Source organism: Paenibacillus sp. PAMC21692 (genome assembly GCF_014303795.1).
GTDB classification, from domain to species: Bacteria; Bacillota; Bacilli; order Paenibacillales; family Paenibacillaceae; genus Pristimantibacillus; species Pristimantibacillus agaridevorans.
Genome location: NZ_CP060293.1, coordinates 2059949 through 2076048, shown reverse-complemented (window position 1 = coordinate 2076048; position 16100 = coordinate 2059949). Strand labels below are relative to the sequence as shown.

Genomic DNA, 16100 nt, shown 5'->3' with positions numbered 1-16100 from the left:
TCCCAAGTTCAAAATATTACTGCGCAGCGTTCCATTCCGGATGATTCTTGACGGCTTCTTCAGCGAACTTTTTCAAGTCTTTTCCAAAGTCTTTCAAGAATTCATCCGCCGTCACCTTGCCCGCCAAAAATTCCTGCTGCTTCTTCAACCATCTGTCTTTTTGCTCCGGCGTGAATTCATGGGCGTGGAAACCCATATTCTCGTCATTGCCGAAGGACTCCACGATGGGCTTCAAAATTTCAGGAACTTCAACGCCCGATACGACCGGAATGAGGTTAAGATCCTCGGCGAGCACCTTGGCTCCTCCATCGGGGGCAGTCAAGTATTGCAAGAATTCAACGGACGCGCCTTCCGCCTTATTGTCTTTTGCATTTCGGCTGACGGCGAAGCTCGGCGTCGAACCGATCTTGTATTTATAGCGGACATCTTGACCGAACTCCGAATAAGCAGTGTCCAGGTAAGGCATCGGCGCCACGCCATAATTGACTGGGTAGCCACCTTGCTGATGTTGATTCGGATACCAGCTTCCGTTAAGCACCATCGCGGATTTTCCGTCGTTGAATATCCCCTCGAACTCCCAGCTGGCGCTGTTGAAACCTTCGTTAAAGAAAGGTTTCAAGTCGTTCATTAGCCGCAAGTATTCTCTCAATTCCGGGCTGTCCTTCGTCACTTTGTCCGCAAGGACGGCTTCTGCCCATTCCTTCGGTTCCACTTTGCCAGAACCGTTCGTATCCAGTTCGGCCAAGCGCGATTTCCACAAGTAGCCGAATACGTCAGAAGCCAGCCAACCCAGGTTCCAGTCCATGGAATTTTGAATGCTGAACGGGATGTAGCCCGCATCCTTTGCTTTCTGCGCGACTTCAAGGAATTCCGAAATAGTAGCCGGTGGCTGCATAACGCCGATTTCGTCGAAAATATCCTTATTGTAATACAAGTTCACCGTGACGACCTGCGTCGGAATGCCGAACAGGCGGGGATTGTTCGCATCGGTCTTATCAGTCGCGGATTCGATCAGCCCGGGAAGGAACGATTCTTTCCATGGTTTGTTCGTGTAGGGGCTGACTTCTTCCAAATAAGGCAGCAGATCGACAATCCAGCCGTTCTTAAATGCGTCGGCAAACTTCGAGGTACCGCTTACAACTTCAGGCTCGGAGCGGGCGATGAATTGGGCTTGCAGCCAGCTCTCCGATTCCTGCGCCGGAATGTACTTCAAGGTTGCATTATTCCCGGACTTTTCATTGTAGCCGGCTACAATCTTTTCGTAGGAGGGCCATGCGTATTCCCCTTGATTATGAACGACTGTAAAAGCAACAGGCGACTTAGACTCAGCAGGCGCCGAACTGGCGGGCGAAGCTGAGGTATCAGATGGAGTCGGATTTCCGTTGGAACCGGAATTACCGCTGCATGCGGACAAAGTCGTCACGATCAGCGCTGACATCAACCAAACTGTGCTGAACTTTTTCATTGGCTATCATCCCCTTATGAATTGCGTCTTTTGTCAAACTTTTCTTTGCAACCTGATATGGTACTGCTCAATTGCTGTCGCTCTCTGCTGCCTCCCCTTCTCGATCAGATAAAATGTTAACGTTAACACTCGGATTGATCATATCAACAGGAGAAAGCGTTGTCAATATCCTCAACATAACTTTTTAGCGCAGAAATCCAAACTATTCTACTCCCAAAGACTTGTAATTTTGCGCCATAACGCGTAAGCTTAGTAGAGAAATACGACACGCTTGATTATTTATGTTAACGATGCCAAATATAGATTGGAGTTTCCGCGAATGGCTAGTACAATTACCGACGTTGCCAAATTGGCTGGCGTTTCGGCGCAAACGGTTTCCAGAACGATTAACACCCCTGAGCTGGTCAGCAAGAAAACGTTGGACAAAGTTCAACGCGCCATCAACGCGCTCGATTATCATCCAAATATAACCGCACGTCTTCTTGTCAACAACAAAGCTCGATCGATTGGTCTTTTTATGCCGTTCTCGAGCGATCAGGTCAAACAAAGCCTGTTTTTCTCCACCCTCTCGGCCGCCATCTGCCAGTTTTGTTCTCAGAATAATTTGATCATGCAGATGTTTACGTCCATGTCGCGAGAGGATTCCAGCCAGTTGTTCGTGAAGTTGTTCAAAGAGCGGCAAGTCGGGGGGCTGATCTTAACTTGTCCTTCCGTCAGTAACGAAGAATTAATTTATCTTTTATCAGAGAAAATTCCGTTCATCATAGTAGGTCGGCCAGGTATCCTTACCGCACAAATTCCCTACGTGGATGTTGATAACGTTAAAGCCGGTACAATAGCAGTAGAGCATTTAATACAGTTCGGGCATCGACGGATCGGTTTTCTGAACGGGCCTTCCAATATGACGCTTTCGATCGACCTCCGCGAGGGTGTAACTGCCATTTCCCGATCTTTCCCTGAGCTTGAAATTTTGGAAGCAGAGACGAATCTGACGCTGGAATGCGGCTATATCGAAGCACTAAAACTTTTGCAAACGGAGAACCGCCCTACAGCTATTTTCACTGCGGACGATCTGCTAGCTGTCGGAGTCAAGAAAGCGGCCGACGAATTGAATCTTCGTATTCCCGAAGACTTATCCGTCATCAGTGGCGTACAAAACGGTTGGGGGCTTATTTTGCCGTATAAATTGACGCATGTGGATACGCAATTTGAAAAATTAGGCGATATTGCGGCCCAGCACATGGCACGCTATATTTTAAACGAGGAACCCATTAATCTTTCTACGTTGCTAGAAGTCCGTTTGGTAGAGGGCCAGTCTTGCGGATACGTTTCTTAAAAACGTAGGAAAGGTGGCATGTATATGGAGCTTTATTTCAGCGATCGTTTCTTCAGCGCGGGGACAACGGATATTATGAAAGAGGGCGGGAATTCGGTAGGCAGGATGGATCTGGAGAGCATGCTGACTGCAACATTGTCGATCTATCGGAATGATTCGCGATTAAGTTATTCGGGGAAATTTCGATTTTTCTCCAATAAGTGGGAGGTGCTGGACGGCTCAGGAAACGAGGTCGGCGTGCTTAGAGCCCGCTTCTCCATGTTCAGCAAACGTTACGAATACGATGCCGGGCATCGAGGCGTCTATCAGATTGAGGCTCCCGCCTTCTCGCAGGAATATACGATTCTGGATGAAAGGGAGTCCACGGTCGCTACCTTCCAGAAGGTTAGCAACTGGCTCCAGGCAGGTGCCTTCCGACTCGTTAACCGATCGCCTCAGCTTGACGATTACGAGTTGATCGCGGTCGTCATGGGCGTGCACAACATGCAAAAGCGTGCTCGCAACGCAGCCACTTAATACAAGAGGGCGACGGGCAAGCCTCTTTGCCCCATTATCGCAACAAGACCGCGCGAACTCCGCGCGGTCTTTCTACTCCAGATTATTCGCCTCCATATGCGTCTCTCCCCAGGAACACATAGCGTCCAGAATAGGCTTGAATGACCAGCCATACTCCGTCAACGAATAGATGACTTTGGGCGGCACCTGATCATAGACCGTCCGCTTTACCATGCCGTCGACCTCCAGCTCGCGCAGCTGCTGGGTCAGCATCTTCTGCGTAATATTCGGCATCAGCTTGCGAAGCTCGCTGGTCCGCTTGTCCCCTTTGTCCAAATGGCACAAAATAACAACCTTCCACTTTCCCCCGATCACATCGAGCGTCGCCTCAACCGGAATGTTGTAGGGCATTTTGATTCCCTCCCTTTTTCACTTGGCAGGGTACTTTTTAGTGCCTACAGCACTTATAAGTACGTACTTACCAAAGCATACTGTTAGGCTTATACTAACATCCATGCAGCGAACTGCACAAGCAGCTTATGTGATGATGAAAGCACATTAGTCGCTGCGAATTCCACTTATTCCTGGGAGGGAACATAGATATGGCACAATCAGCTATCCGGGAGTCCTCGGTAACGAAGAGCAAGCAATCTTCGGGAGCGCTGGCTCTGTTCGCTCTGGCCGTCAGCGCGTTCGGAATCGGAACGACGGAGTTCGTCCCCGTCGGACTGCTTGCATCAATTGCCGGCGATTTGGATATCGGCATCACGCTTGCGGGTCTGCTTATTTCCGGCTACGCCATCGGGGTGGCCGTGGGCGCCCCTATCTTAACGGCGTTAACGAACCGCATGAATCGCAAAACATTGCTAATGACGCTAATGCTTGTCTTCATCGTAGGCAACGTCGTGGCCGCATTGTCGGCCTCTTTCGCGCTGCTTATGGTCGCGCGGTTCATTACCGCGTTCTCGCACGGCGTCTTCTTCTCCATCGGCTCGACGATTGCCGTCCAGCTCGTGCCCAAAGAGAAGCAAGCTAGCGCGATCGCGCTGATGTTTACGGGGTTAACGATCGCCACTGTGACCGGCGTGCCGTTAGGCACTTATATCGGCCAGTCATTCGGTTGGCGCGCTACCTTTTGGGGAGTAGCCATTCTTGGCATAATCAGCCTGCTGGCCATCGCCAAGCTGCTTCCGGCCGGCCTCAAACAATCGCCGCCTTCCAAGTTTGCCGATATGCTGCGCATTCTTGCGAATCGCAGTCTGCTGCTCGGCTTAGCCATCACTGCTTTGGGATACGGCGGCACGTTCGTCGCTTTTACCTATTTGACCCCGATCCTGCAAGATGTCATGCATCTGAAGCCAGGCACAGTGGGGCTTGTGCTGCTGGTCTACGGAATCGCGGTTGCCATCGGCAACGAGATAGGCGGCAGATGGGCGAACCGTAATCCCCTAGGAGCGCTGTTCCGGATGTTCGTCATTCAGACGATCGTTCTCGTCGCAATGTCCTTTATGATTCCCTATCAAGTCGCCGGACTAATCGCCATTGGTCTGATGGGATTGTTCGCGTTTATGAACGTGCCCGGTCTGCAGCTATACATTGTCCAATTGGCTGAACGCAATGTACCGTCGGCTGTCGATGTAGCTTCGGCGCTGAACATAGCGGCATTTAATGTCGGCATCGCATTCGGCTCCATTACCGGCGGCATCGTCGTAGACAGTATCGGCTTGCGTCACACGCCATGGGTTGGCGGAATTATGGTTCTCATCGCCGTGTTGCTTGCCGGCGTATCAATCCGTCTCGGACGAAAAAACTAAACTATTGATATATTGGAGGCTTATACAAATGACGATTGCAAACCAATCGCAGCAACCAGCCGCGTCGCTTCAAAGCACAATAACGCTTCATAACGGCAGCTCCATGCCGTGGGTAGGTCTTGGCGTCTTCCAGGTGGAAGAAGGCCAGGAGCTCGTCGACGCCATTCGTTCCGCCGTTCGCCAAGGTTACCGCAGCATCGACACCGCCGCCATCTACGGCAATGAAACCAGCGTTGGCGAAGGCATTCGCCAAGCGCTCGCCGAGAATAACCTGACGCGCGACCAATTGTTCATTACCTCCAAAGTATGGACGGCTGACATGGGCTACGAGGCAACGATAGCTGCTTACGAGACGAGTCTAGGCAAGCTTGGTCTGGAATACCTGGATCTGTACCTAATACATTGGCCCGTCAAAGGCAAATACAAGGACACCTGGCGCGCCATGGAGAAGCTGTACAAGGATGATCGGGTCAAAGCCATCGGCGTGAGCAACTTTCAGACCCATCATTTGCGGGATTTGATGGACTCGGCCGAGCTCAAACCCGTCATCAATCAAGTGGAATTCCATCCACGCCTGACGCAAAATGAGCTCCTCGCCTATACACGCGAAAAAGGCATTCAGCTTGAAGCATGGTCGCCGCTCATGCAGGGGCAGCTTCTGCAAAACGAAACTTTGGCGCAGATCGCCAAAAAGCACGGAAAGTCGATTGCGCAGGTGACTTTGCGCTGGGACTTGCAGCATGGCGTCGTAACGATACCGAAGTCGACCAAACCCGTCCGGATTGCCCAGAATGGAGATCTGTTCGACTTCTCCCTCTCGCAGGAAGAGATGGACGCGATCGATGCGCTTAATGAGAATCGCCGAGTGGGACCGGACCCGGACAACTTTGACTTCTAATTCGATGCATGCGCTGTCTGCGGGCGTTGAGAATAGTTTCCATTTTTTTCGCGCATACTACTTAGGCTGCCGCGTACGTGAAGACGTATGTTGGACACCTGCGGCAGATACTACGACTCGTATGCGGAGGTACACATGAATCTACTTGCCATAACAACGGCGCTGATGCTTATCTTGCATCCCCAGGCGCATGAAGCGGCTGCCCATGCAGGAGAAGGCGGCGCGGCGCCAAACGAAGCGATCTCGATCATCAATAACGAGGGACAGACGATCGGTCAAGCCGTATTGACGCAAAAAGGCGACAAAGTCGTGATCCATCTGGAAGCGGAAAAGCTGACGCCAGGCAAACACGGCATCCATATCCACCAGTTCGGCAAATGCGAAGCGCCGGATTTCAAGTCGGCAGGCGACCATTTTAACCCGCAAGGGAAGCAGCATGGCTTCAACAATCCGAAGGGCTTCCACGAAGGCGATCTGCCTAATATCGAGGTTGACGCGAACGGCAAAGTCGCCATCGATATCACGACGGCCGTCGTGACGCTCCAGCCCGGCCATCCCAACTCCATTGTGAAAGCGGATGGCGCCTCCCTGATCATCCACGAGAAAGCGGACGATTACGCGACCGACCCGGCGGGCAATTCCGGAGCGCGTATCGCTTGCGGCGTGATCAAGTAGGTAGAGTCAGACGTGAGTGTCCATCCGCGTTCACTGCAGTCGAGCACGTTCGGCCGTATGGAGCAATCACGGATATATAGAAACATGTCATGTAAAAAAAGCATCTCCATCAGTCTCTTATGGACTCGGTGGAGATGCTTTTATGTTTGAGGTGACGTTACTAATGGTGTTTTCTCCCTTTAATTGTGCCGGAATACTTCCCCTGCCAACAATAGATGGAAAACATCCCTCTAATCCGCTAAAAATGAGCTCCACTATGTCTATTTGACCAATTAGAGGGCGATATTCCCTTTAATCCTCCAATCCATGGAAAATCGCATAAATTAGATGGCGTTTTTCCGCTTGTTTGTTTCTCGTTCGATGTGGCATGCGGCACGACGTTCGGCTTGGCATGCGGCACGACGTTCGGCTCGGTATGCGGCTCGACATGCGGCTTGGCATGTGGCTTGGCATGTGGCTTAGCATGTGGCCCGGAGTCGGTTTAGGATGATGCCATCCCCCTATTCCGTTCTCCACTCACGGCAAACTCGCCTTCATTCCCGCCCTTCTATCGTGCAACAAGCGCGCCGCTAAGCGAAACTGTTCATTTCTCGAATCGCTTTACTCGCCGGCTGTATTTATGATTAATAGCTGTATAATTCGATTCGACGTTGTCGAAGCTTGTCATCACGGATGTTCCAATTCGTCTTCATTCAAGGGGAAGATATAACTGAGATGGATATTTCCATAAGTCGACGACCAAGTGCTCGAATTATGCGTCGCCTCCAGTTCGCCGCTAAGCGTGGGCACGTATCCGATTCGAAAGTCCTTCACGCCAGTCTGGCTCCATTCCCATATGCCTAACGTGCCTCCCGTCCCCTTCTGTTTTGGAACCGACTTCTGAATATCTATCCAATCGTCCGGGATACGGCTGACGCCGTAACGCTGGTCTTTCAAACTGACGCTCTTCTCCATCTGTACGCGCGGGCTGTAAAAATCGTTGCCGTCCGATCGTCCCGCATTCCGATTACGAATCAGATAGAAGTCGAGCTCTTCTACCTTGGATTGCGGGGCAAGGTTCCACACAAAATATTGTTTGGAGTGATCGTCCTCTCTTAAATGCCACATTTGAGGGTTGCCGTCGCTATCGATGGACCGAATCTCCCAATCGAACCGGTCCCACACCCAGAAGCTCATACCGTAATCCCCGTTTGTCGACACGAACGGCACGAACAGATGCCGGCTGTCCAGCATGACAATGTCCTGCACCTCCGAGACGTCCGCCCGTTCATTCAACTCATTAATCATCCGCGCAGCCAGCTCCTTGTCGCTCATCGGCGTCGGCCCGATCCCGATCCATTTCCAGAAAATAAACGAACCGGCGGCAAGCACGATGATAGCCGCAATGATCGATCGCTTCATCAATGGCTCCCTCCTCTTCCGTCCGTCCACTGGAGTAAAGGCGTCTTCGATTCATAATAGTAATATTGATTGTCCCGAGCAATAATGAGCCCCAAGCCGTCCGACTTGATGTACGCCTCATAACGAATGCCGCTGCCCCACTTTGGCTCTGCTCCCAATAACGCGTAAGGATAGAACTCCTTGCCTTGGTCGCGAGCCTCGTAATACCAATCCAGCGACTCTTCGAATTGCCGCTGCGGCTTCAAGTCATCAATAAGCTCCTTGAACCGGGCTTCATGCAACGACGCGCTCTCCTCCGCGGATGGATGGATGCCGACGATTCGTGCATGATCGATCTTGGACAAGTAAGTGGATAGTTGATCCTTGGGATAAACAAGCTCATGACCCCAGAACCCTAGCAATCCGATAACAAGAAAAACATAATTGCACCAAAAGCCTGTCCAAGCATACGAACGATATCGGATCCTGGATGCCCAAGGCAGGAATAAATAGACCAGCCACACGCCAATTGGCACTATCGCCAGCTTTGCGACATAGCCTCCCAAAGGAAAACTTATCGAGAACGAAAACAGACTGATGCACGCGACGAGCAGCGCTCTCCATAGAGCCGGACGCTCGGACGATTGCCGACGATACCGGCGAAGCACGAGTCCTATCAGTATGCCCCAGCTTAACAGCATCGTCGCAATTCCTGCCAGATCGCCCGGCCACAGTTTGATCTCCAGCTCGAATCCCTCTTTTCCCTTTATAGTGGCAACAACAAGAACAACAAGAAGCCCCCCGACCGTCTTGCGGACGATAGGAGGCTTGCCGCGCCTCGGCTACGCTAGCCGAACGCCTCTAACCCACTTTAACACACCTCATTTGGAAAATGCACCCTAACCTTCCACTCTCAAAAAAGCAAAAACCGGGCAGCGAGGTCGAACCTTGCGCTGCCCGGTTGGGATTAACTATTTTTTAGGCTTATTCGGTTGAGCCGGCAGCCAATACGGCTTAAATAAACTGGAAGCCAGAGAATTGCCGTCGTGCGATGGGAAAGTAGTAACTTGGACTTCCCCTCCTCTTGAGGACGAACGCCTCTTTCTGGAGCCTTGTCCTTGCTGGCCGTCTCGTGCATGCGGCTTGGAGCGCTGCGGCTGCTGGCCACCCTGGCCGCCAGCCGTTTGGCGTCCGTTCGACGCTTGACGTCCGCCAGCTCCTTGCTGCTTCGAGCTTTGCGGTTGCGAATTCGCGGCTTGTCCTTTGCCTTGGCCCTTTACCTGGCCATCCGACGCCTGCTGCCCATTTGCTGCCTGCTGACTTTTAGACGATTGTTGTCCGCCGGCTCCTTGCTGCTTCGAGCCTTGCGGCTGCGGATTCGCTGCTTGTCCCCCGCCTTGACGCTTTACCTGTCCATTCGCATTCTGCCGTGCATCCGCGCCTTGCCGACTCCTCGCCGGTTGCTGTGCGCCTGCCGAAGACTGGCCTCCTCCGCCGCGCTGTCCCTTCGAGCCGCCTTTGCCTCCAGCGACGGAGCCCGCTCCTGACGCGACGAACGCGGCAGCGGCAACCGCAGCCTCGCCCTGCATAGGGTACGGATGTCCGTCCACGACCGGTATCTTCTTCTGAATCAGCTTCTCGATGTCTTTCAGGTACGGCAGCTCCTCTTCTTCGCAGAAAGAAACCGCAATGCCGCTATGTCCTGCGCGGCCCGTACGGCCGATCCGGTGAACGTACGTCTCCGGTATGTTCGGCAGGTTGAAGTTGTATACATGCGACAGCTCCTCGATGTCGATGCCGCGAGCGGCAATATCCGTCGCCACGAGGACGCGTGTCGCGCCGTTCTTGAAGTTGTTCAGGGCGCCTTGCCGTGCGTTCTGCGACTTGTCGCCGTGGATCGCCTGCGCCGTAATCTTAACCCGGTTCAAGGCGCGAGCCACTCGGTCGGCGCCATGTTTCGTGCGGGTAAAGACAAGCGCCGAAGCGATCGACTGGTCGCCCAGCAGATCGGCAAGCAAGGCGATCTTGTTAGGTTTGTCGACAAAGTAGACGGATTGCTCGATGCGATCCACTGTCGAAGATGCCGGTGTTACTTCGATCTTGGCTGGATTGACCAGCAGAGAGTCGGCAAGCTTCGCTATCTCCGGCGGCATCGTTGCCGAGAACAACATCGTCTGTTTCTTCGATGTAAGCTTGGCGACGATCTTCTTGACGTCGTTTATAAAGCCCATATCGAGCATCCGGTCCGCCTCGTCCAGCACGAGCACTTGTACCTTGGACAGATCGATAAGACCTTGATTCATCAGGTCCATCAGCCTGCCCGGCGTTGCGATCAATATGTCGACTCCGCGCTCCAGCTTGCTCTCCTGTCCCTTCTGGGATACCCCTCCCACGATGGAGGTTGTCCGCAGCGGCGTATGGCGGCTGTATGCGAAGATGTTCTCCTCGATCTGAATCGCCAGCTCCCGCGTCGGCGTCAGAATAAGCGACCGGATCGGCCGGCGTTTGTGCGGAGGTTTCGGGCCCTGGCATAGCTGCTGAATGATCGGCAGCGAGAATGCCGCCGTCTTGCCCGTACCCGTCTGCGCGCAGCCAAGCACGTCCTTGCCGTGCAACGCGACCGGGATCGCCTGCTCTTGGATCGGCGTCGGCTGCGTCAATTGCTCTTCCTTCAAAGCCTGCAAAATTTCAGGCATTAATTGCAATTCATTGAAATTCATGTGTTCTCCTACATTCCTCAAGTATTTTGGTATGGGTGAGGGTCGTTCCTCACATCATACCACAATCGGGACGCTAGTGAGAACAATCCGTTATTTCCTTCTCTTTGCGAGCACAAGCTCTACCTTCCAAGGCTCCCCGGTCAATTGCAGCCGCAGGAACGCGACCCTGTCTCCGATCAGCTTCGCCGTAACGCCTTTCGAGACGGACAGCACCTCATAGTCCGACAAATCATCCCAATAAGCCAACCCCATCGGCATCGGCTTCCAGTAGCCGATCTCGTACGCCAGCGTAATCCTCTCTTCCGTCTTCTCATAGTCCGTCACAAACAGCCCCGGAGGCTTCTCCTCGAATTCATCCGCCATATTGCCCTTGCCCACATAACTTCGAAGCGTCCTCGGCACGCATTCGCCCTCCACGATCGCCAGCTGGCATTCCTTGTCGTAATACAGCAGCGTACGCGGCCACGGCCCCGCGCCTGCTCCGCCCATCGTCAACGTATATTCGTTCGTCTCGGGCCGGATCAACGTATCTTGGGTCAGCATATAGGCTGGCGCCGTCTCTTCATTATGCTCGTGATACAACTCCATTGCCCGAGGCACCGTCGTCATCGTAATGGGATATTTCGTTATGTGGGAAAAAAAAAGATCCAGCATATCCGCGCAAGCGTCTACATGCGAAGCCGGGAATACCGCAAAGCGCTCGCCGTATTCCATCTCGTGCGCCTCCTGCTGCTGGAGGAAAAACACCTGATCGTTGTGAGCCGTATTGTCCAAATAATCGGCAAATAGATTTTTCCAGTATTCGATGTCCTCGCCCGTACACAAGCCCGCTCTCAGCACGTCGTTAGGGTCGGTCGAATAGATCACCGGGCTGCGGGAGTGGTACGTCAAGTTCAGATCCCGAGCCGTCCATTCGCAAGCGACAACCTTGCCCTTGCCGGAATGAGGCGCTTTGTAACGCTTGCCGTCTACGTACCAGGAGCCCCAGGGAATGCCCTTATGCGTAATGCCGTCCCACCATACCTGCTCCCAGCAGTATCCCCACATTCCCTGGAAATCAAGCTCCTCCAGAATTTCGATAACCTCGTTGCAGATTTTGCCTCGCCCCGCTACCTTCGTCTTTGCCCATGGGAAGGCACTCTCCACGATGGCCCACGCCTCTTCCAGCTTCGACTTGAACACCGACTTGTCCGCTCCGCAATCCTCGATGAAAAATGGCGTTTGCAAAATCACGTTATCGCCGTACCGCTCATGCCAATCGTTGATCCGCTCCTTCAATACGGGCACGGACCCCTTGTTCACGATCCAGGTGACCGGCACCCCGTGCTTGTGGGCGATCGCGGCCGTCCGGTCGATGCCGTCGACGGCGACGCCCTTCCCCCAAGGCGTATTGTAATGCGCGGCATAGCTGACGAACGTGTAGATCAAATTTTGCGGTTTAACCATATGGCTTCTCTCCTTTTTGAACGACCTCTCTAAGAAAGAAAGCTGTCCGCGGAGGCCGGTCAAGACCCCCGGGACAGCCCCGTCTTCCATCAAAAGATTACTTCTGCGCAGCTTTCCACGCGTCAACTTGCGTTTGAATTTCCGCTCTGACCTTCTCAATGCCCGCGTCTTCGAACTTCCGGTTGCGTTCTTCGAGCAATTTCACCGGATTTGCAATGCCGCCCGTACTGATCGCCTTGTACTCCGTCGCGATCGCGGTCAATTGCGTAATTTCATTTTTTACGTTGGTATCCTTAAAGACGAAGCCCAGAAGCGGAGAACGTTTCGCTTCATTGTTATACTGGATCCAGTTCGTGTAGAGGTCGTCTGGCTGACCCGGCTTCAGGTAATTGATCATTTGGTTGCCGACGACCCAGAACAGGGCGCTTGTGCCGTAGCCGGAATCCGCGATCGGCTCGATGCGGTTATCGCCTGCTTTTTTGTAATGCACGTCTTCTATGCCGTTAACGATCAGATTGACCACGTAAGGGTCGGTATGCAGATAGTTCAGCACCATCATGGCGCGCGCCGGATCCTTGGACGTGCGGGAAATGGAGAACATGGAGCCTGTCGTCAGATCCGTCGTAACGAGAGGTTCGTCGATGACGTTCGATATAAATTCGAACTGGTTGTTCGTGGACAGATTAAGTTCGATGTCCGCGCCCGGCTTCCAAACCGCGTTTTGATACCAGATCTTGCCTTGCTTGCGCACATCTCCGATATTCGTGCTCGAAGTCGCCGCATCGCTATTCGTGTAGCCCAGCTCATACCAGTTGCGGGCGCGTTCGAACTCGGATTTGTTGATATCCACGATCTGCTGGTCGAGCGCGGAGATGATGCTGATGTTGTCCGACTTCGTGTAATCGTAAAAGAACAAGGCCAGCTTGCCAGGAGTCGGTCCAACCGGACGGTAGTTGGAGTTTTGCTCGTACATGGCGCCGTCGCCGCCGCCGCCGGATACAAAGTTCGGGATGATGTCCGGCTCGCTTTCTTTGATGACTTTCATCCACGGTTCGAGATCCGCTGTCGTTTTGATTGATTCCAGCGGGATTTGATACTTGTCGACGATATCTTTGCGCATCGTAATAGCACGGCTTTGCGTAATTTCTTTGTTCGTCGGAACGGCGTACAGTTTGCCGTCCAGGCGCGGCGCTTCCAGATAGAGCGGATTCAACTGTTCCTTAATGCCCGCGCCATACTGCTCCAGCAGTTCGTCCAGCTCGATAAATGCGCCCTTCGTTACATTGGAGAAGAAGTCCAGCCATGAAGCCGTGAACACAAGGTCCATCTTCTCGCCGCTGTTCATCATCAGCTCCGTTTTTTGTTTGTATTCGGCTCCTACAATCGGATTCAGCTTCACGGTAGCGTTAATTTTTTCTCTAAAAAACTCGTTCAGCTTCTCTTCGACCAATGCAACGTCGCGCTCCGGTTTACCATGGTATGTGATAGATACCTCATACGGCTCGAGCTCGGGCTCCTTCGCCCCTTCCGTTGCTGCCGGCGCTTTTGTCGCCTCAGCGCTTTGCGTCGGTTCCGGCGTGCCGCCGTTGCCCGAGCAAGCTTGCAGGAACATCGTCATAAGCAGTCCAAGCGCGATCAGAATATGCATACCCCGTTTTCTTTGTTTCATGTTTACCCTCCTCGTTAGTGAGAAACGTCAACTTGCTTATATAGAACGATCGCCCCCCAAGGCGCCTAAGGCGGTGATCGAAGCTACCAACATGATCGGCGGATCAGCCTTTGACCGCGCCCACCGTCAAACCTTTGACAAAATACTTCTGAAAGAACGGATACACGAGCAGGATCGGCCCCATTCCGACGACCGCCATCGCCATCTGCAGCGATTCATTTGGCAGCTCCTGCATCAAGGTCGGATTCTGCGCGGCCAGCTCGACGTTGTTTCGCAAATACTGTACGTCGTTTAATACCCTCATCATTAAATATTGCAGCGGATACTTGTCTTCGCTCGATATAAAGAGCAGGGCGTTGAACCAGTCGTTCCAGTAATTAATGGTGCTGAACAAAGCCATAGTCGCCAGAACGGGCAACGAAAGCGGCAGCACGATGCGGACGAATATTTTTATTTCGCCGGCCCCGTCGATTCTCGCGGATTCGATGAGAGCCGGGTGGATCGTCGTCTGGAAAAACGTCCTCATGATGATGACGTTAAACGGCACGATCAAGAGCGGCAGAATAAGCGACATATAAGAATCTTTGATGCCAAGCACCTGCGTATAAACGAGGTAACGGCTCACGATGCCGCCGTTGAACAACATCGTAAAGAAGAGGAAAAACGTAAATGCGTTGCGGTAAGGATAATCGCTCCTCGAGATCGGGTAGGCGTACAGCGCCATCAGCATGACGCTGAGCACGGTGCCTGCCACGGTAATGCCGATGCTGACCGCATAGCCGCCGAACACCATCCCGTAATCCTTAAACAAGGAATCGTAAGCGATCAGAGAGAATCGGCTTGGCAAGAAGCTGTAGCCATTTGATAAAATGGAATCGCCATGCGTAAAAGAGACGATGATGACAAGCAAGACGGGCAGCAAACAAATCAGCGACAGGATAATAAAAGCCATATTAAGGATAGCGCTCGAGAACGGAGCGAGACTGTTCTCTCTTCGGCTCGTTCGACTTAGCATAAGGTTCACCTCTCGTAGTGTCTTCGCGGCACTTAGCGTTAGAACAACGCTTGTTCCCTGTTGATTTTGCGTACGGCCGCGTTGGTTGCGATGACCATAATAAATCCGACTACCGCTTGCACAAGCGCCGCCGCTGAGGACATGCCGATATCGTTCATCTTCATCAGCGAGCGGTATACGTAGGTATCGACGACGTCGGTGACGGGATACAACGCTCCGGAATCCTGCGGCACTTGATAAAAGAGGCCGAAGTCCGCGCTGAAGATGCTGCCCATGGATAGAATCGTCATGATAATAATAATCGGCTGGATGGACGGCAGCGTAATATGAATCATTTGTTTCCACTTGGACGCTCCGTCGATAATGGCCGCCTCGTAATATTCGGGATCGATGCCGGCGATGGCCGCGATATAGATGACCGCGCCGATGCCGACGCCCTTCCAGGCGTTAACCAGAATCAGAATGTAAGGCCAATACGCCTTCTCCGTGTACCAGTAGACGGGATCGATGCCGAACCACTTTAACACCGTCATGTTCATAAAGCCGAAGTCGGGATGCAGGAACGCGTACACCAGGTAGCTGACGACGACCATGGACAAGAAGTTGGGCATGATGATGAACGTCTGATAGCTCTTCGCCAGAAACTTCCTGCGCAGCTCGTTAATCGCGACCGCGATGCCGACGGACAAAACGAGATTGACGGCCATAAACGCCAGGCTGTACAAAATGGTGTTCCTCGTAATGCGGATCAGCGAGCCCGACGAGAACAGGAAGTCGAAGTTGGAGGTTCCCACCCAAGGGCTTCCGAAGATGCCGTCGATATAATTAATGTTTTTGAAGGCGATAAACACGCCGAACATCGGAAGATAGCTGTGTACCAGAATGACCAATGCCGTAGGGAGAAGCATGAACGTCAAATATTTATATTTCCACATTTGATGCAGCCATAGCGCGAACCCGGTTCGCTTTTTCCTGGGCATCGCCTCCGAGGCCGAGCCGACCCGCTCTCTCATCGATTTCTCCATGTGTCCACTTCCTCTCTCATGAACCTAGTATAGGATGCGGACGGTCATAGAGCGATGATCTATTCCTTGATGAATGTGATGGATAATGAGTTGTCTTTCAAAAATAAATCGAACGGAAATCGATGCAAGCCCCAATAAAGAGTGCAGAGAGAAGGAGGGACA

At 52.7% G+C, this 16100-nt stretch carries 14 protein-coding genes; 5 read left to right on the top strand and 9 right to left on the bottom strand.

Annotated features, from left to right (window positions below; genetic code table 11):
• Window positions 1-16 precede the first annotated feature (16 nt).
• Complete coding sequence (locus H7F31_RS08295; protein ID WP_187103756.1) at window positions 17-1465, bottom strand: ABC transporter substrate-binding protein; 1449 nt, start codon at window positions 1463-1465, stop codon at window positions 17-19.
• Window positions 1466-1784: 319 nt separating this feature from the next.
• Here H7F31_RS08295 and H7F31_RS08290 point away from each other — a divergent pair, with 319 nt between their 5' ends.
• Window positions 1785-2801: a LacI family DNA-binding transcriptional regulator gene (locus tag H7F31_RS08290; protein WP_187103755.1), complete on the top strand. Its 1017-nt coding sequence runs from the start codon at window positions 1785-1787 to the stop codon at window positions 2799-2801.
• A gap of 24 nt (window positions 2802-2825) precedes the next feature.
• Entirely contained in the window at window positions 2826-3317 is a 492-nt protein-coding gene (locus H7F31_RS08285; RefSeq protein ID WP_187103754.1) for an LURP-one-related/scramblase family protein, read from the top strand.
• Window positions 3318-3389: 72 nt separating this feature from the next.
• Here the strand turns inward: H7F31_RS08285 and H7F31_RS08280 are convergent, their stop codons facing one another.
• The gene (locus H7F31_RS08280; RefSeq protein WP_187103753.1) at window positions 3390-3707 is read right to left on the bottom strand and encodes a winged helix-turn-helix transcriptional regulator; all 318 of its coding nucleotides are present in this window, start codon (window positions 3705-3707) and stop codon (window positions 3390-3392) included.
• 191 nt (window positions 3708-3898) lie between these two features.
• On the opposite strand from H7F31_RS08280, the gene H7F31_RS08275 reads away from it, so the two are divergent.
• From H7F31_RS08275 to H7F31_RS08265, 3 genes are all read left to right on the top strand, one after another.
• Complete coding sequence (locus H7F31_RS08275; protein ID WP_187103752.1) at window positions 3899-5110, top strand: MFS transporter; 1212 nt, start codon at window positions 3899-3901, stop codon at window positions 5108-5110.
• A 28-nt stretch (window positions 5111-5138) separates the two neighbouring features.
• On the top strand, window positions 5139-6008 hold the full coding sequence (locus tag H7F31_RS08270) for an aldo/keto reductase (protein WP_187103751.1): 870 nt from the start codon (window positions 5139-5141) through the stop codon (window positions 6006-6008).
• 135 nt (window positions 6009-6143) lie between these two features.
• Complete coding sequence (locus tag H7F31_RS08265; RefSeq protein WP_261800347.1) at window positions 6144-6683, top strand: superoxide dismutase family protein; 540 nt, start codon at window positions 6144-6146, stop codon at window positions 6681-6683.
• A gap of 666 nt (window positions 6684-7349) precedes the next feature.
• Here the strand turns inward: H7F31_RS08265 and H7F31_RS08260 are convergent.
• The 7 genes from H7F31_RS08260 to H7F31_RS08230 form a co-directional block, all read right to left on the bottom strand.
• Complete coding sequence (locus H7F31_RS08260; RefSeq protein ID WP_187103750.1) at window positions 7350-8084, bottom strand: hypothetical protein; 735 nt, start codon at window positions 8082-8084, stop codon at window positions 7350-7352.
• Window positions 8084-8764: a hypothetical protein gene (locus H7F31_RS08255; RefSeq protein ID WP_187103749.1), complete on the bottom strand. Its 681-nt coding sequence runs from the start codon at window positions 8762-8764 to the stop codon at window positions 8084-8086. The genes H7F31_RS08260 and H7F31_RS08255 overlap by 1 nt, the downstream gene beginning before the upstream one ends.
• Window positions 8765-9034: 270 nt before the next feature.
• Complete coding sequence (locus tag H7F31_RS34560) at window positions 9035-10783, bottom strand: DEAD/DEAH box helicase (RefSeq protein ID WP_187103748.1); 1749 nt, start codon at window positions 10781-10783, stop codon at window positions 9035-9037.
• Between the two features lie 90 nt (window positions 10784-10873).
• Window positions 10874-12229, bottom strand: a complete 1356-nt coding sequence (locus tag H7F31_RS08245; protein WP_187103747.1) for a hypothetical protein — start codon at window positions 12227-12229, stop codon at window positions 10874-10876.
• A 97-nt stretch (window positions 12230-12326) separates the two neighbouring features.
• Window positions 12327-13898, bottom strand: a complete 1572-nt coding sequence (locus H7F31_RS08240) for an ABC transporter substrate-binding protein (RefSeq protein WP_187103746.1) — start codon at window positions 13896-13898, stop codon at window positions 12327-12329.
• 103 nt (window positions 13899-14001) lie between these two features.
• On the bottom strand, window positions 14002-14913 hold the full coding sequence (locus H7F31_RS08235; RefSeq protein WP_187103745.1) for a carbohydrate ABC transporter permease: 912 nt from the start codon (window positions 14911-14913) through the stop codon (window positions 14002-14004).
• A gap of 38 nt (window positions 14914-14951) precedes the next feature.
• The gene (locus H7F31_RS08230) at window positions 14952-15938 is read right to left on the bottom strand and encodes an ABC transporter permease (protein WP_261800346.1); all 987 of its coding nucleotides are present in this window, start codon (window positions 15936-15938) and stop codon (window positions 14952-14954) included.
• Window positions 15939-16100 lie beyond the last annotated feature (162 nt).

Bases quoted from the DNA above. Each gene is read 5' to 3' on its own strand.
- H7F31_RS08285 (WP_187103754.1), top strand. From the start codon at position 2,826: ATGGAGCTTTATTTCAGCGATCGTTTCTTCAGCGCGGGGACAACGGAT.
- H7F31_RS08235 (WP_187103745.1), bottom strand. From the start codon at position 14,913: ATGCTAAGTCGAACGAGCCGAAGAGAGAACAGTCTCGCTCCGTTCTCG.
- H7F31_RS08230 (WP_261800346.1), bottom strand. From the start codon at position 15,938: ATGGAGAAATCGATGAGAGAGCGGGTCGGCTCGGCCTCGGAGGCGATG.
- H7F31_RS08240 (WP_187103746.1), bottom strand. From the start codon at position 13,898: ATGAAACAAAGAAAACGGGGTATGCATATTCTGATCGCGCTTGGACTG.
- H7F31_RS08255 (WP_187103749.1), bottom strand. From the start codon at position 8,764: ATGCTGTTAAGCTGGGGCATACTGATAGGACTCGTGCTTCGCCGGTAT.
- H7F31_RS08245 (WP_187103747.1), bottom strand. From the start codon at position 12,229: ATGGTTAAACCGCAAAATTTGATCTACACGTTCGTCAGCTATGCCGCG.
- H7F31_RS08295 (WP_187103756.1), bottom strand. From the start codon at position 1,465: ATGAAAAAGTTCAGCACAGTTTGGTTGATGTCAGCGCTGATCGTGACG.
- H7F31_RS08280 (WP_187103753.1), bottom strand. From the start codon at position 3,707: ATGCCCTACAACATTCCGGTTGAGGCGACGCTCGATGTGATCGGGGGA.
- H7F31_RS08260 (WP_187103750.1), bottom strand. From the start codon at position 8,084: ATGAAGCGATCGATCATTGCGGCTATCATCGTGCTTGCCGCCGGTTCG.
- H7F31_RS08270 (WP_187103751.1), top strand. From the start codon at position 5,139: ATGACGATTGCAAACCAATCGCAGCAACCAGCCGCGTCGCTTCAAAGC.
- H7F31_RS08290 (WP_187103755.1), top strand. From the start codon at position 1,785: ATGGCTAGTACAATTACCGACGTTGCCAAATTGGCTGGCGTTTCGGCG.
- H7F31_RS34560 (WP_187103748.1), bottom strand. From the start codon at position 10,783: ATGAATTTCAATGAATTGCAATTAATGCCTGAAATTTTGCAGGCTTTG.
- H7F31_RS08265 (WP_261800347.1), top strand. From the start codon at position 6,144: ATGAATCTACTTGCCATAACAACGGCGCTGATGCTTATCTTGCATCCC.
- H7F31_RS08275 (WP_187103752.1), top strand. From the start codon at position 3,899: ATGGCACAATCAGCTATCCGGGAGTCCTCGGTAACGAAGAGCAAGCAA.